This window comes from Cryobacterium sp. N21 (assembly GCF_002929575.1).
In the GTDB taxonomy this organism is placed as follows: Bacteria; Actinomycetota; Actinomycetes; order Actinomycetales; family Microbacteriaceae; genus Cryobacterium; species Cryobacterium flavum.
Genome location: NZ_PJJQ01000036.1, coordinates 73,855 through 98,426 on the forward strand (window position 1 = coordinate 73,855; position 24,572 = coordinate 98,426).

Here is a 24,572-nt window from a genome sequence, read left to right on the forward strand (position 1 = left end):
TCCTAGATCAGACGGCCGGCGGCGAGAAACTCCGCGAGTTCAACGCCCGCGTTGCCGTGGTCGACGATCTTGGTGCCGGCCACCCGGGCCGGACGGGGGCTGGTCTGGGTTATCACGGAATGAGCGGATGCCGAGGTCGCTTCCAGCCCGAGGTCGGCCAGGGACCAGACCGTGACGGGCTTTTTCTTGGCGCGCATGATGCCCTTGAAGTTGGGGAACCGGGGTTCGGCGGACTGCTCGGTCACCGATACGACGGCGGGAAGCTGGGCGTGCACGGTCATCGACCCGTTTTCGGTGGCGCGGTGGCCGCTGACGGCATCCGTTGTGATGACGACGGAGTCGAGGTAGGTGGCCTGCGCCACGCCCAGCCGACCGGCGATGAGCGAGGGGAGCGTGCCGCCGCGGCCGTCGGTGGATTCGTTGCCGGCGATGATCAGATCGAACCCGGCCTTGGTGGCTGCGGCGGCAATGACCTCGGAGGTGCGCAGCAGGTCGGCTCCGGCCAGGCCGCCGTCGAGCAGGTGGATGGCTGAGTCGGCTCCCATCGCTAGTGCCTTGCGCAGCATGTCTTTGGCCGAGTCGGGCCCCATGGTGAGCGCGACGACCTCAGCGTCATTGCTGTCCTGATAGCTCAGCGCCACCTCGAGGGCACGCTCATTGATCTCGTCAATGACGCAGTCGCTCGAGACTCGATCGAGCCACCCCGTCCTGAGGTCGAGGGTGCGGTCGCCCCAGGTATCGGGTACCTGCTTGACCAGAACAATGATTTTCATGATCTACTTCCTGCGAGCCTGTTGGTCTAGCCTGTTGTGCCGGCTAGAACTGCCAGGGAAACGGAGACCAGTCGGGTTCGCGGTGTTCGAGGAACGCTTCTTTGCCTTCGACGGCTTCGTCGGTGCCGTAGGCGAGGCGGGTGGCTTCACCGGCGAAGAGCTGCTGGCCGACCAGTCCGTCATCGATGGCGTTGAAGGAGTACTTGAGCATGCGGATCGCGGTTGGCGACTTCGTGAGGATGGTGTTGGCCCAGTCCAACGCGGTCGTCTCCAGTTCCGCGTGCGGCACCACCGCGTTGACGGCGCCCATTTCGTAGGCGCGCTGCGCGTCGTACGGGCGGGCGAGAAAGAACACTTCCCTGGCGAACTTCTGCCCAACGTGCTGGGCAAAGTAGGCGCTGCCGTAGCCGCCGTCGAACGACCCGACGTCGGCATCCGTTTGTTTGAACATGCCGTGTTCCTTGCTGGCGATCGACAGGTCGCAGACCGAGTGCAGGGAGTGGCCGCCGCCGGCCGCCCAGCCGGGAATGACGGCTATGACGACCTTCGGCATGAAGCGGATGAGTCGCTGCACCTCGAGAATATGCAACCGGCCGGTGCTCACGGTTCCGTCGCGGTACTGGTAGCCGTCGCGGCCGCGGATTCTCTGGTCGCCACCGGAGCAGAATGCCCAGCCGCCGTCTTTGGGGCTTGGTCCGTTGCCGGTGAGGAGCACGACGCCGATTTTGGTGTTCTGCATGGCGTCGTCGAGCACCCGGTAGAGCTCATCGACCGACTGCGGGCGGAAGGCGTTGCGCACCTCCGGCCGGTTGAAGGCGACGCGGGCGACCCGGCCGGCGTTGTCGTGGTGGTACGTGATGTCGGCCAGCGCGGAGAAGCCGTCAACCGGCTTCCACAGGGACGGATCGAAAATTTCGGAAACCTGAGTCATGGTTTCAGCTTAGGTGTGCTCGGAGTTGGCACGGATCTCGGTGATGATGCCGGAGAAGTCCCGGCCACCGCCATCCGCGTCGGCGAAGCGGCGGTAGATCTGGGCGGCGAGCGGGGCGAGTTCGGCCGCGACGCCGGTGGCTTCGAGGGCGTTCACGGCCAGGCCGAGGTCTTTCGCCATGAGCGCTCCGGCAAAGCCCGGCTGGTAGTCCCGGTTGGCCGGGCTGGTCGGAACCGGTCCGGGCACCGGGCAGTTGGTGGTGAGGGCCCAGCACTGGCCGGAGGCTGCGGAGGCCACGTCGAACAGAGCCTGGTGGCTGAGGCCGAGCTTCTCACCGAGCACGAATGCCTCGCTCACGGCGATCATGGAGATTCCGAGGATCATGTTGTTGCAGACCTTGGCCGCCTGCCCGGCACCGGACTCGCCGCAGTGCACGATCTTGCCGCCCATAACCTGCAGCACCGGCAGTGCCGACTCGAAGTCCGCGGCGTCGGCCCCGACCATGAAGGTGAGCGTGCCGGCCGTGGCGCCGCCCACTCCGCCGGAGACCGGGGCGTCCAGGCCGCGGTGCCCGGCAGCCACGAGGAGGTCGCGCGCCGCGCGGGCATCGCTCACGTCGATCGTGGAGCATTCGAGAAAGAGCGTGTTCGGCCCAGCGGATGCGATAAGTCCGGCAGCAGACCCGTCGCCCTGGTAGGCGCCGAGCACGTGCCGGCCGCTGGGGAGCATGGTGATCACAATCTCGGCGGCGGCGACCGCGGCCGCCGCCGACTCAGCGACGGTGACCCCGTTCGCGGTCGCCTCCAGAAGAGCGGCGGGCACCAGGTCGTAGCCGATGACGGTGTGACCGGCCGCGACCAAGTTGGCGGCCATCGGGCCGCCCATGTGGCCCAGGCCGATGAAGGCGATTCGGTTGCTCATCTGTTTTCCTTCTTCAGTGTGTGGTGGTCAGGACCATCGTCAAACGGTGCGTCGGGCAGGTCAGTGGGCATCCGCCAGGGTACGCCCGATGATGAGGCGCATGATCTCGTTGCTGCCCTCGAGGATCTGGTGCACGCGCAGGTCGCGCACGACCTTTTCGACGCCGTATTCGCTCAGGTAGCCGTAGCCGCCGTGCAGCTGGATGGCGCGGTTCGCCACCGAGAATCCGGCGTCGGTGGCGACGCGTTTGGCCATCGCGCAGAGTTTCACGCGGTCGGGGGCGCCGCGGTCCAGGGCATCCGCTGCCCGCCAGATCATGGTGCGCGCCGTTTCGAGCTCGGTGTCCATGTCGGCGAGTTCGAACAGGAGGGCTTGCTGGTCGATCAGCGGTTTGCCGAAGGCTTTGCGTTCTTTGAGGTAGGCCACGGTCTGGTCGAGCGCCCACTGGGCGCCGCCGAGGGAGCAGGCGCCCATGTTGATGCGGCCCCCGTTGAGTCCCTTCATGGCGATGCCGAAGCCGTCGCCCTCGGCGCCGAGCAGGTTGCCCACCGGCACGCGCACGTTGTCGAAGATCACCTGGGCGGTGGGCATGGCGTTCCAGCCCATCTTCTTCTCGTTCGGGCCGAAGGAGAGCCCGGGTGTTTCGGCCGGTACCACGATCGCGGAGATGCCCTGGTTGCCGGTGTCGCTCGTTCGCGCCATGACGACATAGACGCTCGAGGATCCGGCTCCGGAGATGAACTGTTTCACGCCGTTGAGCACGTAGTCATCGCCGTCGCGCACGGCCTTGGTGCGGAGCGCACCCGCGTCGGAGCCGGCATCCGGTTCGGTGAGGCAATAACTGCCGAGCGACGTCATGGCGGCCAGGCTGGGAACCCATTTTTTGCGCTGGTCCGTGTTGCCGAAACTGTCGATCATCCAGGCGACCATGTTGTGAATGGAGATGTAAGCGGCGATGGTGGGGTCGCCCTTGGCGAGTTCCTCGAAGATGTGCGCGGCATCGCTGCGGGTGAGGCCCGATCCGCCCACATCTTCTTTCACGTAGATGCCGCCCATGCCCAGGCGGCCGGCCTCCTCGAGCACGTCGATCGGAAAATGTTTGGTCTGGTCCCACTCCACGGCGTGCGGGGCGAGCGCGGAGGTCGCGAAATCGCGCACCATCGCCACCAGGTCGCGTTGGTCATCACTCAGCTGGAACATGCTCTGAACCTGCTTCCCTTGCGACGCTCTCTGTTGGCGACGCGGTAGTTGATCGACGCTGTAGTCGTCTCCGGCCAAGATACTAGGAAGCCCTAGTAATTGCTAGGGCTTCCTAGTATTTTTTGTTGCGGGCCATTTCGGCGCCGCGCTGGCGCGTGAGAACATAGCCGTGGGCATCCGCTCGCCAGTCAGGAGGACCGATGTCGTCAATACCCCCGTTGCAGACCGATCCCATCATCGAGGCGCGGCGCCACTGGGTCGAGCACGGCTGGGAAGACGCAGCCGACGGGATGGCCGCGGTTACCTCGATCATGCGCACCCAGCAGATCATGCTCGCCCGCATCGATACGGTTCTCAAGCCGCTCAGCCTCACCTTTGCCCGCTATGAATTGCTCGCGCTGCTGAGTTTCACCCGCAGCAAGGCGCTGCCGATGGCCAAGGCCAGCGCGAGACTGCAAGTGCACCCCACCAGCGTGACCAACACGGTCGACCGGCTTGAAACGGCCGGACTCGTGCGCCGGGTGGCGCACCCGACCGATGGGCGAGCCACGCTGATCGAACTCACGCCGCTGGGCCAGACCAGCGTGCTCGCCGCCACCGACGAGCTCAACGCTCGAGTGTTCACGCAGCCGGGCCTGGGTGCCGGTGAGGTTCAGAACCTGATCAGCGTGCTGACCGGTTTTCGCCGAGACGCCGGCGATTTCGTGGACCCCGACGTGGATGGTCACCTGCGGGACTGAACTTGTCACTTGACAGCCTGCGTGTTTGAACAACGATGTTGGCAGGACCGTAGGTCGACGGATCGCCTTCGACCGACATAGGAGCCAGCGTGGTTACCAGCATCTTCGTCAACCTCTCCACGAGTGACCTGGACCGGTCGAAGACTTTTTTCGAGGCCCTCGGCTGGCACATCAACCCGGTGTTCACCGATGAGAATGCCGCCTGCATCGTGATCGAGGAGAACCTCTACCTCATGGTGCTCAGCCGGGACTTCTTCGCCACTTTCACCGACAAGCCCATCGCCGATCCTCGTACGTCTGTGATGACGCAGACCGCGCGCACCGAAACGGCCGGACCCAATGTGGGCCCGGCCGCTACCTTCGCCGTTCAGGTTTAGAGTGAGGCGTCCGAGATGCGCGTGGTGGCAGCATCCGTCATACCGGCCGTGATGGGGGGAGGGCTTGAAGCCCTTCACGACCAGGTAGACACCCAGCGAGAACTCCCACAGGGCGATCGGAATGACGGTGAGGCCGGACCAGGTCGACTGTGAATCGTTGATGCCGCACATGGTTCCGATGAGCGCCGAGAGCAGCAGCGGCGCTCCGATGAAGCCTCGAGGCCGTGTTCGGCCGTGGCCTCGTGGTGACCGGAATCGCCATGTTCACCGGCTCGGTGCTCGGCGGGGTGATCGCCCAGGCTACCAACCTCGGCGTGCCGTTCCCGTTGCGTGCGCGGGTGCTCTTGGTGATGTTCCTATTCGCCTACGGCGTGTTGAAGGACCTCGGCTTCACCCCTGACCGCTCGGCTGGCCCGCTGAAAGCCACCCGCAACGTGCTCACCCAGTCGATCGAGCACGGCCTTCGCAAGCGGTCGATACGCTACGTCATCTTCTCCGCACCGTTCGCCGGTGGGGTCGGCGTCACGAGCGGATGCCGCCGCTGGCGCCGCGTAGACCGCGTCGTTCCCGTCTTACCCTGAGTAGGATCGTCGTACTGTCCGCTACACGAGCAAGGGAACTCATGGCCACCGGTGAGACGCAAATCGACAACGGTATTTTTCGCGTGACCAAGTGGACGATTGAACCCGGCGATGCCATTCCCATGCACGTGCACGAATATGAATATGTGGTCGTGCCCCTCGTGAGCGAAACCATGCACGTGATCAACGCCGACGGCTCAGAGATCGTCGCGGAAATTCGCAGCGGCCAGAGCTACACTCGGCCATCCGGTGCCGAACACACCGTCGAGAACCGCGGCGCGCGCACCATCGAATTCGTCGAATGTGAAAAACTCGCCTGACACAACAGCTACTCGGCCTGGTATTCAATCTGGTCCTGCAAAGCCAGTACATCATCCTGGAACGCCAGGTAGAGGTTGGCAATGGTGGCGGTGCTGCTGATCGACGTGCCGAGCGACTCCTCGCATTTGCGTAGCCGATACCGAACCGTGTTGGCGTGCACGTACAGGTGCCGAGCGCTTCGTCCGACATCCTGATCCAAGGCCAGATAGACGATCAGGGTTTCAACCAGGTCGCTGTCCAGGTTGAGGGTCGCGACAAACTTGCGCAGTTTGTCCTCCAGCTGAGGTGCTTCGCGCCGTGCCAGCAGCCAACTGGCCAGGTCGACTTCGTCTAGTCGCACCACGGTGCGCTGCGCGCCGGGGTGACGGCCCGCCTGGGTGGCGCGGCGTCGCGCTATCTCCAGCGCCGTCTCGGCCTCGCGGAACGCCATCGGGGTGCTGGCCAGTTCGCTGAACGGCTCCGAGGTGCCGACGACGAGTTCGGTTCCGGCCAGGGTCAGCCAATTCACCAGCACGGCAGAGTCAGCGACCAGGGCATGAATGCTCGCCATCGTGCGGGAACCCCCGCCATTCTCATCCAGGAGCAGGCCCAGGCCGCCTAGGGCAGCTTCTTGCAGCAGTCCCTCGATCAGGTGCTTACCGGCAGGATCTCCGGACAGCGTGGAGATGGCGACAGCGCGCAGCGGCTCGTAAGCGGTGAAGCGGAACGGATTCATGCGATTCCAGTAGCGATGTTCGCGAGAGGGCGAGATTCCGTCTTGCAGGGTAACCAGCAGTTGTGCGTTTTCGTACAGCTCGCGGGAGAGCCCAATCTGGGTGATCCCGTTGATGGCGCCGAGGAGGCGCTGAGTTGTTTGCAGCAGCACATCGCCGAGGTCATTCAGCATCGTGGAATTCCGACTGGCGAGCACGAGCCGGTAGGTCTTTCCGCGCAGGACGAGGGACTTTCCGATCGCGTCCCACCTCCCAACGGTAAACCGTTCCTGAGCACCCCCGGATCGCTGCATTTCGGTCCACATGAGGCGGATGGGTCCTTCGCCGGACGAAGCGACAACGCGACCGGAGTCCTCGTAGAGCACCGCCGATCCGCGGCAGGAGGAGGCCAGCTTGGCGATGAGCGCATCGATCGGCTGGTCGGCTGACATGCTCTGCAGAAGTTCATTCATGAACCAGGCCGCGCGTTTGAGCAGGTAGGCGTCAGCCGACAGTTTGGACTGGTTGACGAAGTTTTCGATGGCATAAAACGGAACGTCGGCGGCCACGGTGTACAGCGGAAATTTCTCCGATCGTGCCGCCGCAACCAGCGCCGTCGGAACCTCCTCGAAGTGCACGCCGACACCGAAGAACATCGCGGTGGTCTGCGCGGCTCGCATGTCCGTGATCAACGCCAGCGCCTGAGCGTCATCTCTTTCGTGGCCGATGAACAGGAGCCCGGTCGTCAGCATGATCGTCCTCGGCTCGACCCAGCGCCCCGGGTCGCCGAGTTCGCTCGTTCGTGCGGCCAGGACGATGCCGTGCGGATCGCCAGCGACCACCGATGTCAGACCCAAGGCCTTCTCGTTGACGACATCCCCGAGTGTTAAAGACAAGGAAACTCCCGATTTCAGGCGGCTCATCGTGTAAACATCCTGTTTCCTGGCGGCGGAAACGGGCGAAAGTCGCGCGTGTTTTGGAGTTTATCCAAAAAACGACGATCAGCGTTGCACACTATCCAGTGACAGGGTCGGAGACCGTACGCATACTTGACCACAACCTGAACAGTCCGGAGGACACCCCATGTCGCAAGTCCGAGTCGCCGTTGATGTCGGCGGTACTTTTACCGACGTTTGTATTTTTGACGAGGAATCGCACAAAATCCGGGTCACCAAAGTTCCGTCGACGCCGCACGACCCACTCGTCGCGGTCATGAACGGTGTGGCCCGCGCGAATATCGACCTCGAAGATGTCACGCTCTTCTCGCACGGCACGACCGTGGCCACGAATGCGTTGATCACCCGTAACTTTCCGCCGGCAGCGATGGTGACGACCCGAGGGTTTCGGGACGTCATTGAAATTCGTGACGGAACCAAGGACGACCTGTGGGACGCGTACAAGGATGTCTCCGGACCGTACATTCGCCGACGCGATCGCTTTGAAGTCACTGAGCGCATCGACTACGCGGGCAACACGGTCATGCCCCTCGACGAAGCGGATGCCCGCCGGGTCGCGCAGCTCCTGCGCAAGCGCAACGTCAACACCGTCGCCGTGTGCTTCATGAATTCCTACGCGAATCCGCAGAACGAAATTCGCATGCGGGAAATCCTGGAGGAAGAACTGCCCAACGCGACGGTATCAACCTCGGCCGAAATTCTTCCCGAAATTTTCGAACACGACCGGTTCAACACGACCGTCGCCAACGCCGTTCTCGCTCCGCTGGTCTCTGGGTACGTCAACCGTCTTTCCGACCAGCTCAAGGCCGGCGGCTACAAGGGAGACCTGCTGGTGCTGCACTCGGGCGGAGGGTCGATGACGCCCCGAATGGTCGAGCGCTATCCGGTTCGCCTGGCAGCGTCGGGGATCGCGGCTGGCGCGATCGCAGCCAAGCATGTCGCCCAGCAGTGCGGTTACGAAAACGCGGTGGGCCTCGACATGGGCGGAACCTCCACGGACATCGCGTTGGTCAGCGGAGGCGAACTGCGCATCACCAAGGAATGGCAGGTTGAATACGGGCACCCGATCATCTTTCCCAGCATTGATGTGCTGACGATTGGGGCCGGTGGTGGCTCGCTCGCCTATATTGACATTGCCGGATCCCTGCGGAACGGTCCCCAGTCCGCTGGCGCCGATCCCGGCCCGGCGTGCTACGACACCGGCGGCGACCAGCCGACGAACTCCGACGCCAACGTGGTGCTGAACCGTCTGGGCACGTCGCTCGCGGGAGGCGCGAAGAATCTGAACAAGGCACTCGCGACCGAGGCGATCAAGAAGGTCATCGCAGACCCGCTCAACATGCCGATCGCTGAAGCCGCCCATGCGGTAATCCAGGTTGCCAACGCCAACATGGCCGATGCTGTGCGCTTGGTTTCCATCCGCCGAGGGCACGACCCCCGCGACTTCGCGCTCGTCGCCTTTGGCGGAGCAGGCGCCCTGCACGGGGCAGAGGTGGCTCGTGAATTGAACATACCAACGGTCATCATTCCGCCGAACCCGGGCGTCGCATCCGCTCTGGGCTGTCTGCTCGTGGATATTCGTCACGACCTGTCCAGCATGTTCACCGGAATTGCAGCGGATGCCGACACCGAAGCGCTCGAGGGTATGTACGTCTCGCTCGAGTCCGAAGCGATGGCCCGCTTGCGTCAGGAACGCGTTGCGGACGAGAACGCCCTGCTGCAGCGGCAGATCTCCATGCGCTACCTGGGCCAGTGGCGTTCGCTTTCGGTCAGCATCGGCTCGGGGCTGGGCGCCCTCGCCGAGGCGGTCGAAACGTTCCACGAACAGCACGAGCGTGAGTTCGCTTTCAGCCAGAAAGATCAGCCGGTCGAGGTCTACCAGCTGCACCTGACGGCCATAGGAAAAACTCCAAAGCCGTCCTTCAAGCCGGCCGTGGAACTTAACGCAGATCCCGGAACTCCGCGCGAAATTCGCCCCGTGTACTTCGGAGAACTGGGCTGGGTGGACACCCCGGTGTTCGATCGAGACGACATGCCGGCCGGCGCCATGTTCAGCGGCCCCGCCGTCATCGACCAGTTCGACTCCACCACCGTCATTCCGCCGAATACGACCGCAGTTATAGACGAGTGGATGAATATTCTCATCCACCTGGAGGAGATCTAAATGTCTGGAACGATCGCGGTACCGCTCGCGCCCACCACCGCGCTGGATCCGGTGACCTTTGAGGTGCTCAAGAACGCCTTCGCCACCAGCGTCGACCTGATGAGCGAGCAGATTCTGCGTACCTGCTACTCCTTCGTGATCTACTCCCGGGATTTCTCATCGGCACTGTGTGATGCCGCTGGGAACACGGTGATGCAGGGCAGCGGGGATATCGCCGTGCACGTGGGTACCCTGCATTTTCAGTGCAAGGCCGTGCTTGAGGAGTTCGGGACCGATATCAATCCCGGTGACGTCTTCGCGATCAACGATCCGTATCGAGGCGGAACCCACTTCAACGACGTGAGCTTTATCCGCCCGATCTTCTCGGGTGGTGAGGTCATCGCTTTCGCCCAGAACAAGGGCCACTGGGCCGATATCGGCGGCAACGTGCCCGGTTCGTTCGATGTGAACGCCAAGGAGCACTTCGGTGAGGGGCTGCGAATCACTCCCGTACGCATCTGGAGCCGTGGTGTGTTCCTGCACGACGTCGCCCAGCTGCTCGTCTCAAACACCCGTGCACCGCGCCAGGCGATGGGCGACCTACACGCCCAGTCCGAAGCGACGGCCGTGTGCGAACGAGAGATCCTGCGTCTCGTCGACCGGTATTCCAAGGCCACAGTGCTGCACGCCATGCAGGAAACCCAGGACTACGTGGAACGCACCGTTCGACGCCGCCTGGAGGGCCTGCCGCACGGGGTCTGGGAAACCACGGACTACATGGACAACGACCCGGGCAAGGAGGAAGGGCTGGTGCCGATCAAAATCAAGCTGACCATCGATGCCAACGGCATTCACTACGACCTGGCCGGATCGGCCCCGGTCGTGGCGACGTTTTTGAACTCCGGTTACGGCACGACATTCTCGGCAATTTACGCCGGAACGAAAACATTCTTTCCGGATGTCCCGCTGAACTCTGGCTTCTATGCGGCCGTCACCGCCGACATCGGCCCGGAAGGCACGGTCGTCAACGCCGGCTGGCCGAACGCCGTGACCGGCTTCTGCTCCGGACCGTACGAGAAACTCATGAACGGCATCTTCGAGATCTGGTCCAAGATCATGCCGGAGCGGGCCATGGCCTGCGCGTTCAACCTGGAGTATCTGCTCGTCGGCGGAAAGGACGGCCGAACCGAGGACAGCCCCTACTTCATGTGGTACGACTGGATGGCCGGCGGTTGGGGCGGCCGGGCCAGCAAGGACGGCAGCGGCGCAACGGCGCCGGTCTTCGGAGCCGGCCTCGCCGTTCAGCCGGTCGAGGGTCAGGAACGCCTCTCGCCGGTGCTGACCTCGATGCACCAGATCGGCATGGATTCGGGCGGCCCAGGACGCTTTCGCGGCGGTGTCGGCATTGAGAAGGGTGGCATGCTCACCGACGCTCAGAATGCGGTCATGAGCTATTGCTGCGACCGGGCACGCTCCATCACCTGGGGGATCGAGGGCGGGCTCCCATCGATTCCGCACGGGGTCTGGCTGAACAAGGGCACCGAGGGCGAACGCTTCCTCGGCTCCAACTTTTCCTCCGTTCCGGTGCAATCCGGCGACTCGTTCGTGCGGCCGTCGGCCGGCGGAGGCGGCTACGGTGACCCACTCGAGCGCACCTATCTGGAGGTGCTCGACGATGTCATCGACGGCTACGTATCCGTCGGGCGAGCAGCCAAAGACTACGGCGTGGTTATTACGGCCATCGATCCCGACTTGGACGCCTACGAGGTCGACGAAGCGGCGAGCGTGGAGCTTCGACACGATATCGCTGCGCACCGTCTCGGGTGGCTGGCTGAAGACCCCGCTACGGTCTCGGCCAGGTACATCAGCGGCGACATCGACATGCTCGACGTCATCCGTCGCTACGGCGTCATTCTCGACTGGGGTACCGGCGAGCTCTTCGCTACGACGACTCGGGAACATCGCGCACTGATGGAACGACGTTCCTCATCGCACTGGCCGGTCGTGCCAGCCTGATCCAGCTGGATTTTCGTTCAGCCTCAGTGTGAACTCTTGTGCATCTGCACGGACATTGGCTGATCTTTCTTGCACTTGCCTACTGGTTTGGATCCACAGGTCGTTCACATACTTGCTGGAGGGCCATGAGTCGTGGGCCCGTCGGCAGAGACGACGGCGGTGTTCACTACTTTTGCTGCACCTGGAATTTCGAATTTTGTAGGACCAATCACGAAACATTTTGCCGGCCGTCACCGGCCCTAATGGAGGTACCTAGTGAACGTGAATTTGACCGGCAGTAACAGTACTGTTGAGGCGACGGATGCCCTCTATCGCGAGGGCAACGACGACGATCAGATGACTAAAGGGTCACTGTCAATGGCATGGTACGGCGTCGCCAGTGCTATGTTTTTCGTCTATATCGGGGCCGCCCTGGCCGTGGCCTACGGCACCAAAGACGCACTGATTGGACTGGTGCTCACCATCGTGGCGTACGGCCTGATCAACCGCGTCCTTGCGAAGTACGCCATCAATAACCGCACCACGGTCGCGCTCTTCTCCCGCACAATCCTCGGCACTGCGGGGTCAGCGATCGCGACCATCATCTTCGCTCTCGTCGCCATTTACTACGCCGTGTTCGAAGGCTCGATCGTCGCCTACGCCTTCCAGGTGGCATTCGGCGGTGAGATGTGGATGTGGTACCTGATTGTCGTGGCGTACTCCACACCGCTGATTCTCGGTGGTGCCCGCCGATTCCTCGACAAGCTCAACGGATGGCTCTTGCCGATCTACGTCGGCGGGCTCATCGCAGCCGTCGTATGGGCCGGTGTGCAGTACGGCTTCAGCAGCACCTGGCTTACCCAGCAGCCTGAATCGGGACTGGCCGTGACGATGGGTGGGCCGGGCTGGCTCGCCACCTTTGCCGCCTACATGGGTGTGTGGATCATGATGATGTTCACCATTGATTACGCCGCTCTCGGCAAGCGCCAGGATACGAAATTTCACCAGCGCTGGAGCTTCGGTTGGGCGTTCTACATTCTCGCCTACGGTTTCAGCGCCTGCGTCGGCATCTTTCTCACCTTCACCATCCCCGGACTTGAGGCGTCGGAGACGGGAATCGCCGGCGGCATCGTTTCAATGATGGGGATTCTGGGACTCATCGTCGTTTTCGTCTCCCAGACCCGCATCAACACCGCCAACTACTACCTGGGCGCTGCCAACCTCAAGTCCTTTGGCGAACGGGTCTTTCGGATCAAGCTGCCCAACCTAGTCTGGGTGCTGACCTCCTCGGTGATCATCTTTCTCCTGATGCTCCTGCCCATCGTGAAGTACATCCTGCTGGCGTTGGCCTGGCAGGGCGTGCTGGTCACAGCCTGGGTCGCGATCGCCGTGACCCACATTCTGATCACCCGCGGACTCAGCCAGGAACACGGAATGCTCGACGACGTGCACTACCGCAAGTTCAACAACTCGGGACTCATCGCCTGGGTTATCGCGACAGTGACCGGCATCATCATGCTGCAGTTGGGCCTGCTCAACCCCGACCTGGCCGGTGTCGGCGCGACGTGGGGCCCCATATTGACGGCCGTTGTGGCATCCGCTGTCTATGCCTTGCTGTGGAACGCCACGACGGCCAAGACCGCGCTGGTGACGACGGTCGCCTAGCAGCAGCACCGTCTGCTTGCGCTGCCGACCGGCGTGGGAACGCCCTTGGGCGTTCCCACGCCGGTTTATTTTTCGCCCAGATCAACCAACCGAAGAGCGATGAGGCACGTCGCCTGGCCCTCGACGGAGCCCAGGTTCAAGCGCAGCAGGGTCTCGATCTTTCGCAGTCGGTAGTTCAGCGAGTTGCGGTGAATGAACAGGGCGCTGCAGGTCTTGGACGGCTGCGCGTCATTGTCGAGATAAGCGCGCAGAGTCTCGACCAACGGGCCGGCACGTTTCAGATCGTGTTCCCAGAGCGGTGCCAGAAACTTGCGTGCCGCTTCTTTCGCTCCGCGCCCAGCGGTGGCGGTGACGACGGCGCTGAGGCCCAGCGCCGGGGCGAGCTGGGGGCGGTCGATCCCCTGCACGAGCTGGAGTGCGTGCACGACAGACAGCCGAAGCTCAAACAGACTCAGTGTCGGCCCCTTCACAACCAGCGGTTGCCGGTCGTGAATGTGCAACAGCCGCTCGACGGCCTCGTCGAAGTCCATGCGTGGGTTCTGCGCAAAGGCGACCAATCGGTCGCTGAACTCGGTAACCCGAAGGGTCTGAAACTTCTCGTGCAGGGCAACTCGCAACTGCCAGGATGTCGACGCCAACTCCCCACTCATATCCGCGACCAGAACGGATGTTGCCACTCGCGCATCCAGGCCGATGTCGGCAAACGCTCGCCTCACGTCAAGGTGGGTAGCTTCCTCCCAGGACTCGCACGCGATCACAAAGTTCTTGATTTCGTGCTGACGGCTGGCATCGACGATCACGGACCTGTTGAGCTGCAGCGCGATGATGGAGGCGACCGGACCCAGGAGGGAGGCGAGCTGACTCTCGCTGTCCTTCTCTCTAATGGCCAGACGGCAGGGATTATTGAGACCCATCGGCAGGGGAATGCTCAGCACCCCCACTTGAGGCTTCGTCCTGATTCCGGTCGTCCAGGTTGCGAGCGCCGGATACTGGGCGATGACCGTGCCGTAGGCGTCGTACACGGCCAGGGGCGACTGGATCACGTTGAAGACGGTGGCCAGCAGGGTGACAACCTCGGCATCCTGGTTAGCCAGACGGGCGCACTCGTCGGCGAGGGTCCAGCCCCGATTGACCACGGCCAGACGCTCCGCTTGCATGACGCTCTCGATGAAGCGATTCACCTGCAGCGGAGGAACCGCCGCTGGAACCTCCAGCAGCGGGACATCATGCTTGGTGCAGGCGGCGATGAGGCCGGGCGGCAGGGCACGATGGGCCATCCCGGTAGCGAAGACGATGGCCGAGACGGGCACCTCGGCGAGGCGTTCCACGAAAGCATCCCAGGTGCGTTCGTCGGAAAAGTTCATACCGATTCCGCTGGTGAGCAGGAGTGAGTGTGGATCCAGGAACGGTGTGGGATCCATGAGTTCGGTCGGTGCGCATCCGCTGAGCTCGGTGGCCAGGTGCAGTTCCGACGACGGCGTCTGCAACAAGAGCTGCAGGGATCGCTCCAGGAGCAGGTCGACCACGCGCATCTCGAGTTCCATTCTCTAGGCGGTTTGCACAAAGTTTTTCGCAAGCTTAGTGCAGATGCCTACTGGGCCGTGCCGTCTCGGGCCCGTAGCGTGGAGTTATGGACGACGTGAACAGCAACTCGAACATCACCCTGAATTCCGATATGGGGGAATCCCTCGGCATTCACAGCTTTGGCAATGACGAAGCTCTTATGCGGCTGGTCGACGTGGCGAACGTTGCGTGCGGCTTTCATTCCGGAGACCCCGACGCGATGGAGGCCACCGTTCGGCTCGCCAAGGAGCACGGCGTGCGCGTCGGAGCGCACCCTGGGCTGCCCGACCTGGTCGGCTTCGGACGTCGTGAGATGAAGCTCATGCCCTCCGAAGTGGAATCCATGATTCGATACCAGGTTGGCGCGCTCGTCGGTTTTCTGCACAAGTACGACCTGCCCCTCAACCACATCAAGCCGCACGGTTCCCTGTACGGAATGCTCGCCCGTGACGAAGCGCTCATGCAGGGAGCGGTCGCTGTCGCCCAGTCATACGGCGTGCCCATCTTCGGTTTGGCCGGAAGTGCCCATCAGACGGTAGCCGAGCGGGAGGGCGTCGAATTCGTCGCCGAACTCTACGTGGACCTTGACTACAACGCCGAGGGAGGGCTGATCATTCAGCGGCGCCCCGAGAATACCGATCCACAGAAGGCAGCGGCCCGCGTGCGCCGGGTACTCGAGGACGGCAAGGTGCTCGCTAACGATGAAACGATCCTCGAAATCCCCTTCGGCTCCATTTGTATTCATTCGGACACATCAAATTCACCGGCTGTTGCCCAGGCCGTGCGCGAGGCGCTCGGCCGGTAAATCCGCGCACCCCACCCCACCCCAGCCCGACGAAAGTGAACCCATGAGCCACCAGATCATCTCCCCCCTCCCCGGCATCTTCTACCGAAAGCCGGGCCCTGGCAAGGAACCCTACGTCAATGAAGGCGACACGGTTTCGGCCGGCCAGACCATTGGCCTCGTCGAGATCATGAAGCAATTCAGTGAGGTTCGCGCCGAATTCGACGGTGTCCTCGAAAAATTCGAAATTGAAGACTTCGGGGTCGTCAACCCCGGTGACGTTATCGCCATTACGTCTTGACTGCCTCCGGGGTGGCGCTGCGGCACCCTCCTTACCTTTGAACGTTTCCCTCGACTCACTGGAAGAGCCAATGAAGAAACTCCTCATCGCCAATCGCGGCGAAATTGCCGTTCGAATCATTCGCACCGCTCAAGAAATGGGCATCGTGACCGTTGCCGTCGTGAGCGAAGCTGACAAGACATCCCTAGCCGCTGATCTCGCGGATGAGGCGATCGTGGTCGGGCCGGCTCCCGCCGGCCTCAGCTATCTCAACCACGACGCCGTGCTCAAAGCAGCCCTCGACAGCGGCGCTGATGCCGTCCATCCCGGCTACGGCTTTCTATCGGAAAATGCTGAATTCGCTCGCAAGGTGATTGCTGCCGGGCTGACGTGGGTTGGCCCATCTCCGGAGTCGATCGAACTGATGGGTGACAAGTCTCGCGCACGCCGAGCCGCAATCGACGCCGGTGTGCCGACCCTTCCAGGCACGGAAACGGCGCTTCGCGACGATGACGACCTTGAAGCGATCGCGGCACGAATCGGTTACCCCCTCGTGGTCAAGGCCTCCGCTGGCGGCGGGGGGCGCGGCATCCGCTTGGTTGAAGACCCAGCACAGTTGCGCGGGACCGTCGAGATCGCGCAGGCCGAGGCGCTGGGCGCTTTCAACTCGGCTGACGTCTACTTCGAAAAATTTGTCACCAGGGCACGCCACGTCGAAGTGCAGATATTGGGGGACGGTGAGACCTTCGTGCATCTTGGAGACCGAGACTGCTCGATGCAGCGCCGGCAGCAGAAAATTCTTGAGGAAGCACCCGCGCCCGGGCTACCAGACGAGGTTCGCGAACGGATGCGAGACTCCTCGGTTGAGCTGGCGCGCAAGGCGAATTACGTCGGCGTGGGTACGGTGGAATTTCTTTATGATCCGTTCAGCCATGAGGTCGCCTTCATCGAGATGAACACCCGTATCCAGGTTGAGCACACCATCACAGAGGCCATTACGGGCATGGACCTGGTTCGTGAACAACTGCGAATTGCCGCGGGGGAGAAGCTCGATATTACCCAAAGTGACGTGACGTTCTCTGGCCACGCGTTCGAATTCCGCATCAATGCGGAGGACCCAGACAACAACTTCATGCCCAGCCCCGGCCTCATCAAGACCATGAACCTGCCCGGGGGAGCCGGCGTGAGGGCCGATTTCGGCTTTATCTCCGGCAAGACCGTGGCTCCGTTCTATGACTCCCTCCTGGGCAAGATCATTGTCTGGGCGCCAACTCGTGAACTGGCCATCGCTCGGTCGGCGCGCGCCTTGGACGAAGCACACATTGACGGAGTCAAATCGACGATTGGGCTGCTCAGTTCCCTCGTGGGGCTGCCCGATTTCGCGAACGTCAAACACCACACCAAGTACATCGAATCGTTTCTGGACTCAACGATTCCGGACTCAACGGGAGATGCCGAATGACGCAGCAGACCACAGCCCGATACACATGGGGCGGCGATGAGTTTCTCTTCATTGAAATCACTGAGGGCATGTCGCTCGAAGCAAACTTCATCTCAAACAGCATCGCCAATGCTTTGGAAGCGCGCGAGCTCGCGGGGATCGTGGATATCTGCCCGGCCAACGCCTCGCTACTGGTGCGGTTCGACCCGGATATTCTGCCCTGGCAGGAGCTCGAAAACGTGGTGCACACGCTCGAGGACGAGGTGCGGGCCTCGACCGACAAGGTACTCGAAACACGCATCATCGAGATTCCGGTCTGGTATAACGACCCGTACACGAATGAAACCGGGGCCCGATTCCGTGAGGGTTATCACCAGCGGCCCGAGGGCAACGACCTCGACTATGCCGCCGAGGTCAATGGACTGGCCAATGCCGAGGAGTTCATCAAGCGGCATCACGAATCACCCTGGTTGGTTTCCATGGTGGGTTTTGTCGCCGGTCTCCCTTTTCTCTTCCAGCTAGCCCCGCGCGAGCAACAACTCGAGGTGCCCAAATATCTGAGCCCCCGTACGGACACGCCGGCGCTGACCGTGGGCTATGGCGGCTGCTTCAGCTGCATCTACTCGGTGCGCGGCGCCGGCGGCTACCAAATGTTCGGGATAGCGGCCGCTCCGATCTTTGACCCGTCCCAAACGTTGGGCGATTTCTCCGACTTTATGATCTTCTTCAAACCGGGGGACATCGTGAAATTCAAGCCAATCGACGAAACGGAGTATCGGCGCATCCGCGCCGAGGTCGACGCCGGAACCTTCCGGTATCGCCAGGCACCAATCGCGTTCGACCTGGGTGAGGCCTTGACCGACCCCGACGGTTACAAGTTGTCACTCTTGGAGGCACTCAATGGCATTTGACATTCTCGAACCCGGTCTCTCCACCACCGTCCAAGACCAGGGACGAATCGGTTACTACCGGTTTGGCATCCCGCAGGGTGGTTCGATGGATCAGTATTCGGCCACCTTGGCCAACCGGCTCGTCGGCAATACGGCGCGCGAGGCAGTGCTTGAGTGCACCTATATCGGCCCCAAACTGATTTCCACGACCGATGCCATCATTGCCGTGACCGGTGCGCCGGTGGACGTCTTCGTCAATGGGGAACTCGTACCCGAATACGAACGACTCGAGCTTCTCGCCGGTAATGAACTGAAGTTCGGTGTGATCAAGGGCGGCACGAAGTATTTCATCGCCGTGCACGGCGGAATCGATGTTCCCGAAGTGCTCGGTTCGCGGTCGACCTATCCGATCGGAGCGATCGGTGGGGTTGACGGGCGTGCGCTCGCCGCGGGTGATCTCGTTCCGGTCGGCGCAGCGATCGACAACGGCTTGCCTGCGCTGCAGTTCATTGAAATCGAGGACCGTCCGGCCTTCTCCAAGGACGTGACTGTGCGGGTTATGCTCGGACTGTACGACCACCTGCTCTCTCACACGGGACTGGACAGCTTGCTAAATAGCGAATGGGTGCTCACTCCGGTGGCCGACCGCATGGGTCTTCGCTACAGCGGACCCGGTGTGGAATGGAAGGACCGCGAACAACCGTTTGGTGCCGGTCAGGACCCGTCCAACATCGTTGACGCCGGGTACGCCGTCGGCTCCATCCAGATTCCCGGAGGCACCCAGCCCATCATTCTGCATCGGGACGCCGTCTCCGGCGGGGGCTACGCCATGGTCGCCACGGTTATCTCCGCGGACATGGACCTGGTGGCCCGCTGTTCTCCAGGCACGAAGACCCACTTTGTGGCCGTGACGATGGAGCAGGCGCTCGCTGCACGGGCGGCAAACACTGTCCGGGCTGCCAGGATCTGGTCGTAGCGGCCCACCGTGAGCTGGGCGCAGGCTGGGTAGCTGGGGGCATGCTCGATCGTGCGCCCGGTTGCGGAACCGGCGCCCGCCCAGGTTTGGCGCGACTTCTGAGGCGATGCCTGCTCGATTAGGCTGACCTCGTGAGCAATCCAGAGGCCGATCCCGACGAGATGCTGTGCGAGTCCGCCGCCCCCAGTGGCAGCGTCGAGATCCTGGCACCACGCGACGTTCCCCTCGGCGGGCTGCGCGCCATGAACGTGCGGCGCACCCTTCCCCAGCGCCAACGTTCCCTGATCGGCGCGTGGTGTTTTCTCGACCATTACGGTCCCGACCGGGTCAGCGAGATGGGTGGAATGCGCGTGCCGCGGCATCCGCATACCGGCTTGCAGACCGTCAGCTGGTTGTTCACCGGAGAAATCGAGCATCGCGATTCGGCCGGCTTTCACGCAATCGTTCGCCCCGGAGAACTCAATCTGATGACGGCCGGGCGCGGGATCAGCCACTCCGAGTTCTCCACCCCCGACACCACCGTTCTGCACGGTGCCCAATTGTGGGTGGCGCTGCCCAAGGGCGCCCGCCAGATGGAGCCCACCCTCGAGCATTTTCGCCCCGAACCCGCGCACGGCGAGGGCTGGACCATGCGGGTATTCCTCGGCTCGCTGGGTGGCAGCACCTCGCCGGTCGTCACGCACACTCCGCTGCTCGGGGCCGAGATCCTGCTGCAAGCGGATGCCCGCCTCACCCTGCAGACCGACCCGACATTCGAACACGGTGTACTCGTTGATGAGGGAGAGCTCACCGTCGACGGCATCCCGGTAGCGAAGGACCACCTCGCGTACGCCGGCGTCGGTCGGTCGACACTGACGCTGGTCGCTGGCGCCGAGCCCGTGCGCGTTCTGCTCATTGGCGGCGCGCCCCTGGGCGAACAGATTCTGATGTGGTGGAACTTCGTGGGTCGCAGCCACGAGGAGATCGTCGCCTACCGCGCCCAATGGCAGACGGAGATCAGGGCTGCCGACTCTGCGGTCGCCGGTGCTGATTGTGGTGGGGCCGCCGAGCCGCGCTTTGGCAGTTTTCCCGCCGGACAACCCGACCCGATTCCTGCCCCGCCTCTTCCCACGGTGCGCCTGCGCCCGCGCGGCTAGCCGGATCGGCCCCCAATACCACCATGCTAGAAGCGGATGCCGCAGCCCGGGCCCTGTGAGTGGACGCACGGTCCTGCGGAGGGGAAACCTCGCATGCCTGCATTGATCTGGTTGCGCTGATCTGGTTGCGCTCATCCGGGTGCGGTCTCGACGCCGGCGTTACTTGTTCCAGTTGGGTTTCTCGGCGGGGATGGCGGCGCGGTTTTGGCCGGCGGGGCGCCAGGTGTGGGTGGGGTCGAACAGGAGCGGTCCGCGTACCCAGGGGCGGCCGTCTCGCATGTCGATGTCCCAGCCGGAGGTGTCGATGCTGGAGTGGCTGGCGTTGCAAAGAAGGACTGCGTTATCGATATCGGTCAGGCCGCCTTTCTGCCAGGGGACGACGTGATGAGCTTGTGCCAGGTGGGGTGGCACGGTGCAGCCGGGGATGGCGCAGCCGCCATCTCGGGCGGCTAATGCTCGGCGTTGACTGGCGCTGAAGCACCGGTTGCTGGTGCCGAGGTGCAGGATCGTGCCGGTGTGGCCGAACAGCACGGGTTGGTAGCCGCCGGCGCAGATGAGTTCGTCGACCTGGCCGGGGGTGAGGGGGCCGTCGATGCCGTCGATCCAGCCGGCGCCGCGGCCGTCGAGGAGGTCGTTGATGTTGATGTGTACGAGCACGGTGGGGGCGGCGCCGCCCATGGTCGGGGTGTCGGGGTGCCGGGCTGCGGCTTCGAATACGGCGCGGAGGATGCTGGCTTGTTTTTCGTTGCGGGAGCGGGTGTCGTCGGGTTGCTGCGGGCACGGACTGAGTAGGTCGGGACTGATCCTGTCGGGGCTGTGCGGGTCGGGTGGGTCGGCGCCGAGCGTGTTGCTGGCCTCTATTTTCGCACCCGCGTCGCCCGCCTGGCCAATTTCGGTGGCTTGGCCCGCCGCGGTGGCGTCCCGCGCCTTGCTGGTCGCTTCTTGTGCCGCTTCGTTGTCGCAGTTCTGGTTGTTCTGGTTGTTCTGGCCGTCGATACCCATCTGCGCGCCGTCGACCCCAGCTTCGACCCCAGGTCCGACCTCAGGTTCGACCTCGGATTCGGCCTCGTCGTTCTCGTCGTTGACTTCTGTGTCGTCGCTCTCGGTCTCACGGAACGCGACCCGGGCACGCGGGGTGGTGTCGGCGACCCGAGTCGTACTGGAGGTCGTACCGGTCGCCGTGCCGGTCGCCGTGCCGGTCACCCGGGTCGCGGCGCCGTCGGCGCCGGGAACCGGGTTGGCCGCGGCGGCGGACAGGTACGCATCGAAAACGTTGCTCATGATGGCGCGGTCGAGGGTGGTGAACCAGCCGTTGAGGCTGTAGCCGCCGTTATTGAGGGTGCCGAAGGTGAGCCAGCTGCGCCGTTCGGTCGGGGCCTCGCCGGGCGCGCTGCCGTCGGGGCGAGGCGTGCTTTCCACTGGATGCCCTGTTGCCGCAGCAACTCCGGCGCAAACGCGATGCCGGCACCGGGGAGCCCCTCGGTTTCGGGGATGATCGCCCCGGAGCCGCTGGCCACCAGAGAGCGTTCGACCCGGTCGAGGTCTTCCACCAGCACGGAGGAGCGCAGGCCGTCGAGCACCTGCACGATCACCCGGGACTGTTCCAGGCCGAGCTCCCCGCCCTGCAGGGCCTCCCCGAGCACCGGGTAGGTGGGGGCCAGCGGGCGGCCGAGCAGCATCCGCTGCCCAGCCTTCTCACCGAGCACGGCCCGCTGACGTACTTCGGAGCGAGAGAGGCGGGCGAGGGTGCAGACCAGCTCGACGCCGCTGCGGCAGCCGAGCCGCCGGGCCAGCGTCGGCGCAGCCAGAGACGCCGCCGCACGCGCCACGCTCGGAGTGGCCGCAGCACCCTCCGGTGCCACGGAGTCCGGTGCCACGGAGTCCGGTGCCACGGCCTGCGCTTCAGCATCGCTCTCAGCTGCACTCCGGTCGGCACTCCGGTCGGCACTCTGGGCAGACGACGCCTGGGCAACCGCAGTCTCGGCGGCGCTTTTTGCAGCGGCGGCATCGAAGTATTCGGAGCGGCGCAGCACATCGGACGTGGAGAGCACCCGGGCACCGTCGACGACCCCGCCCACGCTCTCGATCGCGAGCAGCATGCTCAGCGATTCTTCATCACCGAGCAGCCCGAAGGACACCCCGCTCAACGCCGCCAGCAACGCATCCCGAGCCTGCTCCACCGCGGCAATGACGGGGTTCGAACTGGCCTCGCTCGGGTTTTCCATGAACATGGGCGCCATTGCCTCCTTGACACCCATTCTACCGCAAATCGAACACAAAAGCGAGGGAATCTCAGATAAACTCCCAGCACTAAATTTGACCGCCTGATCCGAATTTATCGACACTGGTACCAGTGCTAAGGCACAAGACTTGATAGCAGCTCGTATTTCATCGCCGCAGCGATTTAGTTCCGACGTGGTGGTGTAGAAGTAATGAGCGATTTATCGTCACAAATACGTACCGAAAAGTTCGCGCATGTCGCACGTCACCGCCCATCAGCATTGCTGCCGTTCCGCGTCGCCGATGCCCGAGTGCGATGTTCGACCGCGGCGATCGACTTTGCTGAGTTGACTCGTGTCCAACCCGCCGGAACTCCGACGACTCGGCTCAGCCTGCACTCATACCCGGCCAGTACGACAAGCTCAATGTCAGCTCGGAGGACTCCGCACCTCACTAGCCGTCGCGCACGTCCTGCAGAAAGTTGCGTACGTGCTCGCCCAGCGCTTCGATGCGCTGCCGGCGTGCCGCCTCAATGTCGAAGCCGATGTAGGCGACCGAGGGAAGCTTGCGAACGTTCACCGAACACTCGAAATTGGCGCAGGCGAGAATGCCGATGGTGTCGCCGTTTCGCCCGGCCTGCCCCGCGCGTTTGGTACTGAAGAACGCGACGTCGTTGGGCAGCTGCACGTCATTGCACCACGAGCACTGCGGTCGCGTAGTCATCTTTCCCTTGCGCTCGCGCAGCAGTAGCCCGACCGGGTCGTCATCGAGCAGGGCGATGATGTAGCCGATGCCGGGAGCCTTGGGGTCACGCCAGCCGAGATAGTCGAGCTTGTCCCAGGCGAGCGTTGCCAGGTTCGACGGCAGGGTCACCGCCTTGCGCTCACTCAAGGAAGCGTTGATGAACGCGGCCCGGATATCCGTTTCGGTGAGCGGGAGCATGTGAAGCCTTGTCTGTCGGGTGCGCGTTTGGGCAGTTTGTCCAGACTACGCTTGCGGTCGCCACGCGTGCAGCGGTGACGCGAGTCAAGGGCCGCTGACCAGCGTGGCGACGAGGATCAGGCATTGGATCAGGGCGAAACCCCAGACGGCGGAAACGATGGCCCACCAGAAGTGACGGTTGCGTACCGCGAACACCGCACCGCCCAGGCCCAAAATGATGGGAACCACAAAAAGCCAGAGGGGTCTGTTGGCTCCCGATTCGGTCCAGTCCGGTATGAGTGCCACGACGATGAGCGCCAAAACCATGAGCGACCAGGTGACAACGGGCCGGTTGGTCTCATTCGAATTGCGGCCGGATGTTTGGGCGGTGGACATAATGCGGATTCTCCCGTCTTAAGCGAACGGATTACACAGACAATAGGTGAAGTAGGTGCTGACGGCAGCGGCCATAACACGCTCTCCGGACGTCATACGATAAATGTTATTGCGAATGTCGAGAACAATTTGGCGGTCACACGAGCAAGCGAAATAGCCGCGTGCAGCGTAGCAATAGTCATGGGTCTGGCAGATGGAGTCGAGCACGTCGACAGCGTTACCGCCACCGTGGCCCGGACCGCACCAATTGCCCCAGATCGGAACGCTCAGCATGGTGGTCATTTGGTTCTCGCCCGCTCCGCGTTGCGAGACCGCGAGCTGATTGATCAGGCTACCGATCTCACGAGTGGCAGCGGATGCCCCGGCTTCTTCTGCAGCAGCCATGTCGAAGTACGTGGACTCGTCTGCGGCCGTGCGCATGTACTGCAGGGTCAGATTGAGCTGCTCGTCGAATTGGCTCCCGAGCGCGTCGTTGTGTGCCGTTCCATCCCCGGGGGGAGGCAAAGTGTGCGACGGTGGCCCCGGCGGTAAAGCTTGTGCTGCGGGAGACGACGTAAAGCCCAGTATTGCTACCAGGGCCAGTGCCAGTGCCAGCCATGCCCAGACTGGTCGGACAGCGCGCCCTTTAGCTAATCCAATCACGATTGAACCCCCCAATGTTTCACGTACC

23 protein-coding genes and 1 pseudogene are annotated in these 24,572 nt (G+C 63.1%); 13 read left to right on the plus strand and 11 right to left on the minus strand.

Annotation, left to right across the window (positions count from 1 at the left end):
• Positions 1 to 2: 2 nt before the first annotated feature.
• Genes CXY77_RS17005 through CXY77_RS17020 form a run of 4 tightly spaced genes read right to left on the minus strand, consistent with a single transcriptional unit; the run spans position 3 to position 3,825 of the window.
• Positions 3 to 773 carry an electron transfer flavoprotein subunit beta/FixA family protein gene (locus tag CXY77_RS17005; protein WP_092339565.1) on the minus strand — a complete coding sequence of 257 codons (771 nt, stop codon included), beginning with the start codon at positions 771 to 773 and terminating at the stop codon, positions 3 to 5.
• 43 nt (positions 774 to 816) lie between these two features.
• A complete protein-coding gene (locus CXY77_RS17010) occupies positions 817 to 1,704 on the minus strand; it encodes a 1,4-dihydroxy-2-naphthoyl-CoA synthase (protein ID WP_092339566.1) in 888 nt (295 codons plus the stop codon).
• A 9-nt stretch (positions 1,705 to 1,713) separates the two neighbouring features.
• Positions 1,714 to 2,625, minus strand: a complete 912-nt coding sequence (mmsB, locus tag CXY77_RS17015) for a 3-hydroxyisobutyrate dehydrogenase (RefSeq protein ID WP_092339567.1) — start codon at positions 2,623 to 2,625, stop codon at positions 1,714 to 1,716.
• Positions 2,626 to 2,685: 60 nt separating this feature from the next.
• Entirely contained in the window at positions 2,686 to 3,825 is a 1,140-nt protein-coding gene (locus CXY77_RS17020; protein WP_092339568.1) for an acyl-CoA dehydrogenase family protein, read from the minus strand.
• 200 nt (positions 3,826 to 4,025) lie between these two features.
• On the opposite strand from CXY77_RS17020, the gene CXY77_RS17025 reads away from it, so the two are divergent.
• The 4 genes and pseudogenes from CXY77_RS17025 (at position 4,026) to CXY77_RS17040 (ending at position 5,843) form a co-directional block, all read left to right on the plus strand.
• Complete coding sequence (locus tag CXY77_RS17025) at positions 4,026 to 4,565, plus strand: MarR family winged helix-turn-helix transcriptional regulator (RefSeq protein ID WP_092339569.1); 540 nt, start codon at positions 4,026 to 4,028, stop codon at positions 4,563 to 4,565.
• Positions 4,566 to 4,654: 89 nt separating this feature from the next.
• Positions 4,655 to 4,942, plus strand: a complete 288-nt coding sequence (locus CXY77_RS17030) for a hypothetical protein (protein ID WP_199181943.1) — start codon at positions 4,655 to 4,657, stop codon at positions 4,940 to 4,942.
• A gap of 212 nt (positions 4,943 to 5,154) precedes the next feature.
• Positions 5,155 to 5,466 (plus strand): annotated as a pseudogene (locus CXY77_RS17035) (MFS transporter); the annotation flags it as partial.
• Between the two features lie 98 nt (positions 5,467 to 5,564).
• On the plus strand, positions 5,565 to 5,843 hold the full coding sequence (locus CXY77_RS17040; protein ID WP_104130569.1) for a cupin domain-containing protein: 279 nt from the start codon (positions 5,565 to 5,567) through the stop codon (positions 5,841 to 5,843).
• 8 nt (positions 5,844 to 5,851) lie between these two features.
• Here the strand turns inward: CXY77_RS17040 and CXY77_RS17045 are convergent, their stop codons facing one another.
• Positions 5,852 to 7,432: a helix-turn-helix domain-containing protein gene (locus tag CXY77_RS17045; protein ID WP_233197490.1), complete on the minus strand. Its 1,581-nt coding sequence runs from the start codon at positions 7,430 to 7,432 to the stop codon at positions 5,852 to 5,854.
• A gap of 187 nt (positions 7,433 to 7,619) precedes the next feature.
• On the opposite strand from CXY77_RS17045, the gene CXY77_RS17050 reads away from it, so the two are divergent.
• From CXY77_RS17050 to CXY77_RS17060, 3 genes are all read left to right on the plus strand, one after another.
• The gene (locus tag CXY77_RS17050) at positions 7,620 to 9,656 is read left to right on the plus strand and encodes a hydantoinase/oxoprolinase family protein (RefSeq protein ID WP_104090970.1); all 2,037 of its coding nucleotides are present in this window, start codon (positions 7,620 to 7,622) and stop codon (positions 9,654 to 9,656) included.
• Positions 9,657 to 11,651: a hydantoinase B/oxoprolinase family protein gene (locus CXY77_RS17055; protein ID WP_104130570.1), complete on the plus strand. Its 1,995-nt coding sequence runs from the start codon at positions 9,657 to 9,659 to the stop codon at positions 11,649 to 11,651. It abuts the gene before it with no gap.
• A 255-nt stretch (positions 11,652 to 11,906) separates the two neighbouring features.
• Positions 11,907 to 13,295, plus strand: a complete 1,389-nt coding sequence (locus tag CXY77_RS17060; protein ID WP_104090974.1) for a cytosine permease — start codon at positions 11,907 to 11,909, stop codon at positions 13,293 to 13,295.
• A 65-nt stretch (positions 13,296 to 13,360) separates the two neighbouring features.
• Here the strand turns inward: CXY77_RS17060 and CXY77_RS17065 are convergent, their stop codons facing one another.
• Positions 13,361 to 14,827, minus strand: a complete 1,467-nt coding sequence (locus tag CXY77_RS17065; protein WP_158252866.1) for a PucR family transcriptional regulator — start codon at positions 14,825 to 14,827, stop codon at positions 13,361 to 13,363.
• 98 nt (positions 14,828 to 14,925) lie between these two features.
• Between CXY77_RS17065 and pxpA the strand changes: the two genes are divergently transcribed.
• The 6 genes from pxpA to CXY77_RS17095 all read left to right on the plus strand — a co-directional run bounded on the left by pxpA (position 14,926) and on the right by CXY77_RS17095 (position 20,365).
• Positions 14,926 to 15,663 (plus strand): 5-oxoprolinase subunit PxpA, encoded by a 738-nt coding sequence (gene pxpA, locus CXY77_RS17070; protein ID WP_092339576.1) that lies wholly within the window; start codon positions 14,926 to 14,928, stop codon positions 15,661 to 15,663.
• 43 nt (positions 15,664 to 15,706) lie between these two features.
• The gene (locus CXY77_RS17075) at positions 15,707 to 15,943 is read left to right on the plus strand and encodes an acetyl-CoA carboxylase (RefSeq protein ID WP_092339577.1); all 237 of its coding nucleotides are present in this window, start codon (positions 15,707 to 15,709) and stop codon (positions 15,941 to 15,943) included.
• Positions 15,846 to 17,384 carry an acetyl/propionyl/methylcrotonyl-CoA carboxylase subunit alpha gene (locus CXY77_RS17080; protein ID WP_233197491.1) on the plus strand — a complete coding sequence of 513 codons (1,539 nt, stop codon included), beginning with the start codon at positions 15,846 to 15,848 and terminating at the stop codon, positions 17,382 to 17,384. The genes CXY77_RS17075 and CXY77_RS17080 overlap by 98 nt, the downstream gene beginning before the upstream one ends.
• Complete coding sequence (locus tag CXY77_RS17085; protein WP_104130572.1) at positions 17,381 to 18,274, plus strand: allophanate hydrolase subunit 1; 894 nt, start codon at positions 17,381 to 17,383, stop codon at positions 18,272 to 18,274. Before CXY77_RS17080 ends, CXY77_RS17085 begins: the two co-directional genes overlap by 4 nt.
• Entirely contained in the window at positions 18,264 to 19,229 is a 966-nt protein-coding gene (locus CXY77_RS17090) for a biotin-dependent carboxyltransferase family protein (protein WP_092339580.1), read from the plus strand. The genes CXY77_RS17085 and CXY77_RS17090 overlap by 11 nt, the downstream gene beginning before the upstream one ends.
• Positions 19,230 to 19,360: 131 nt before the next feature.
• Entirely contained in the window at positions 19,361 to 20,365 is a 1,005-nt protein-coding gene (locus tag CXY77_RS17095) for a pirin family protein (protein WP_092339581.1), read from the plus strand.
• 159 nt (positions 20,366 to 20,524) lie between these two features.
• Here CXY77_RS17095 and CXY77_RS17100 read toward each other — a convergent pair whose 3' ends face one another.
• The 5 genes from CXY77_RS17100 to CXY77_RS17115 all read right to left on the minus strand — a co-directional run bounded on the left by CXY77_RS17100 (position 20,525) and on the right by CXY77_RS17115 (position 24,406).
• Complete coding sequence (locus CXY77_RS17100) at positions 20,525 to 21,646, minus strand: DUF222 domain-containing protein (protein WP_369831321.1); 1,122 nt, start codon at positions 21,644 to 21,646, stop codon at positions 20,525 to 20,527.
• The gene (locus CXY77_RS20750; RefSeq protein ID WP_233197492.1) at positions 21,643 to 22,605 is read right to left on the minus strand and encodes a hypothetical protein; all 963 of its coding nucleotides are present in this window, start codon (positions 22,603 to 22,605) and stop codon (positions 21,643 to 21,645) included. Before CXY77_RS20750 ends, CXY77_RS17100 begins: the two co-directional genes overlap by 4 nt.
• A 433-nt stretch (positions 22,606 to 23,038) precedes the next feature.
• The gene (locus tag CXY77_RS17105) at positions 23,039 to 23,527 is read right to left on the minus strand and encodes an FBP domain-containing protein (RefSeq protein ID WP_104130574.1); all 489 of its coding nucleotides are present in this window, start codon (positions 23,525 to 23,527) and stop codon (positions 23,039 to 23,041) included.
• A gap of 84 nt (positions 23,528 to 23,611) precedes the next feature.
• A complete protein-coding gene (locus CXY77_RS17110) occupies positions 23,612 to 23,902 on the minus strand; it encodes a hypothetical protein (RefSeq protein ID WP_104090978.1) in 291 nt (96 codons plus the stop codon).
• An 18-nt stretch (positions 23,903 to 23,920) separates the two neighbouring features.
• Positions 23,921 to 24,406 carry a hypothetical protein gene (locus CXY77_RS17115; RefSeq protein WP_104090980.1) on the minus strand — a complete coding sequence of 162 codons (486 nt, stop codon included), beginning with the start codon at positions 24,404 to 24,406 and terminating at the stop codon, positions 23,921 to 23,923.
• Positions 24,407 to 24,572: the final 166 nt, after the last annotated feature.

Coding starts and splice junctions, on each gene's coding strand:
- CXY77_RS17025 (WP_092339569.1), top strand. CDS start 4,026: ATGTCGTCAATACCCCCGTTGCAGACCGATCCCATCATCGAGGCGCGG.
- CXY77_RS17005 (WP_092339565.1), bottom strand. CDS start 773: ATGAAAATCATTGTTCTGGTCAAGCAGGTACCCGATACCTGGGGCGAC.
- CXY77_RS17085 (WP_104130572.1), top strand. CDS start 17,381: ATGACGCAGCAGACCACAGCCCGATACACATGGGGCGGCGATGAGTTT.
- CXY77_RS17090 (WP_092339580.1), top strand. CDS start 18,264: ATGGCATTTGACATTCTCGAACCCGGTCTCTCCACCACCGTCCAAGAC.
- CXY77_RS17100 (WP_369831321.1), bottom strand. CDS start 21,646: ATGAGCAACGTTTTCGATGCGTACCTGTCCGCCGCCGCGGCCAACCCG.
- CXY77_RS17040 (WP_104130569.1), top strand. CDS start 5,565: ATGGCCACCGGTGAGACGCAAATCGACAACGGTATTTTTCGCGTGACC.
- pxpA (WP_092339576.1), top strand. CDS start 14,926: ATGGACGACGTGAACAGCAACTCGAACATCACCCTGAATTCCGATATG.
- CXY77_RS20750 (WP_233197492.1), bottom strand. CDS start 22,605: ATGGCGCCCATGTTCATGGAAAACCCGAGCGAGGCCAGTTCGAACCCC.
- mmsB (WP_092339567.1), bottom strand. CDS start 2,625: ATGAGCAACCGAATCGCCTTCATCGGCCTGGGCCACATGGGCGGCCCG.
- CXY77_RS17110 (WP_104090978.1), bottom strand. CDS start 23,902: ATGTCCACCGCCCAAACATCCGGCCGCAATTCGAATGAGACCAACCGG.
- CXY77_RS17065 (WP_158252866.1), bottom strand. CDS start 14,827: ATGCGCGTGGTCGACCTGCTCCTGGAGCGATCCCTGCAGCTCTTGTTG.
- CXY77_RS17055 (WP_104130570.1), top strand. CDS start 9,657: ATGTCTGGAACGATCGCGGTACCGCTCGCGCCCACCACCGCGCTGGAT.
- CXY77_RS17105 (WP_104130574.1), bottom strand. CDS start 23,527: ATGCTCCCGCTCACCGAAACGGATATCCGGGCCGCGTTCATCAACGCT.
- CXY77_RS17075 (WP_092339577.1), top strand. CDS start 15,707: ATGAGCCACCAGATCATCTCCCCCCTCCCCGGCATCTTCTACCGAAAG.
- CXY77_RS17050 (WP_104090970.1), top strand. CDS start 7,620: ATGTCGCAAGTCCGAGTCGCCGTTGATGTCGGCGGTACTTTTACCGAC.
- CXY77_RS17020 (WP_092339568.1), bottom strand. CDS start 3,825: ATGTTCCAGCTGAGTGATGACCAACGCGACCTGGTGGCGATGGTGCGC.
- CXY77_RS17010 (WP_092339566.1), bottom strand. CDS start 1,704: ATGACTCAGGTTTCCGAAATTTTCGATCCGTCCCTGTGGAAGCCGGTT.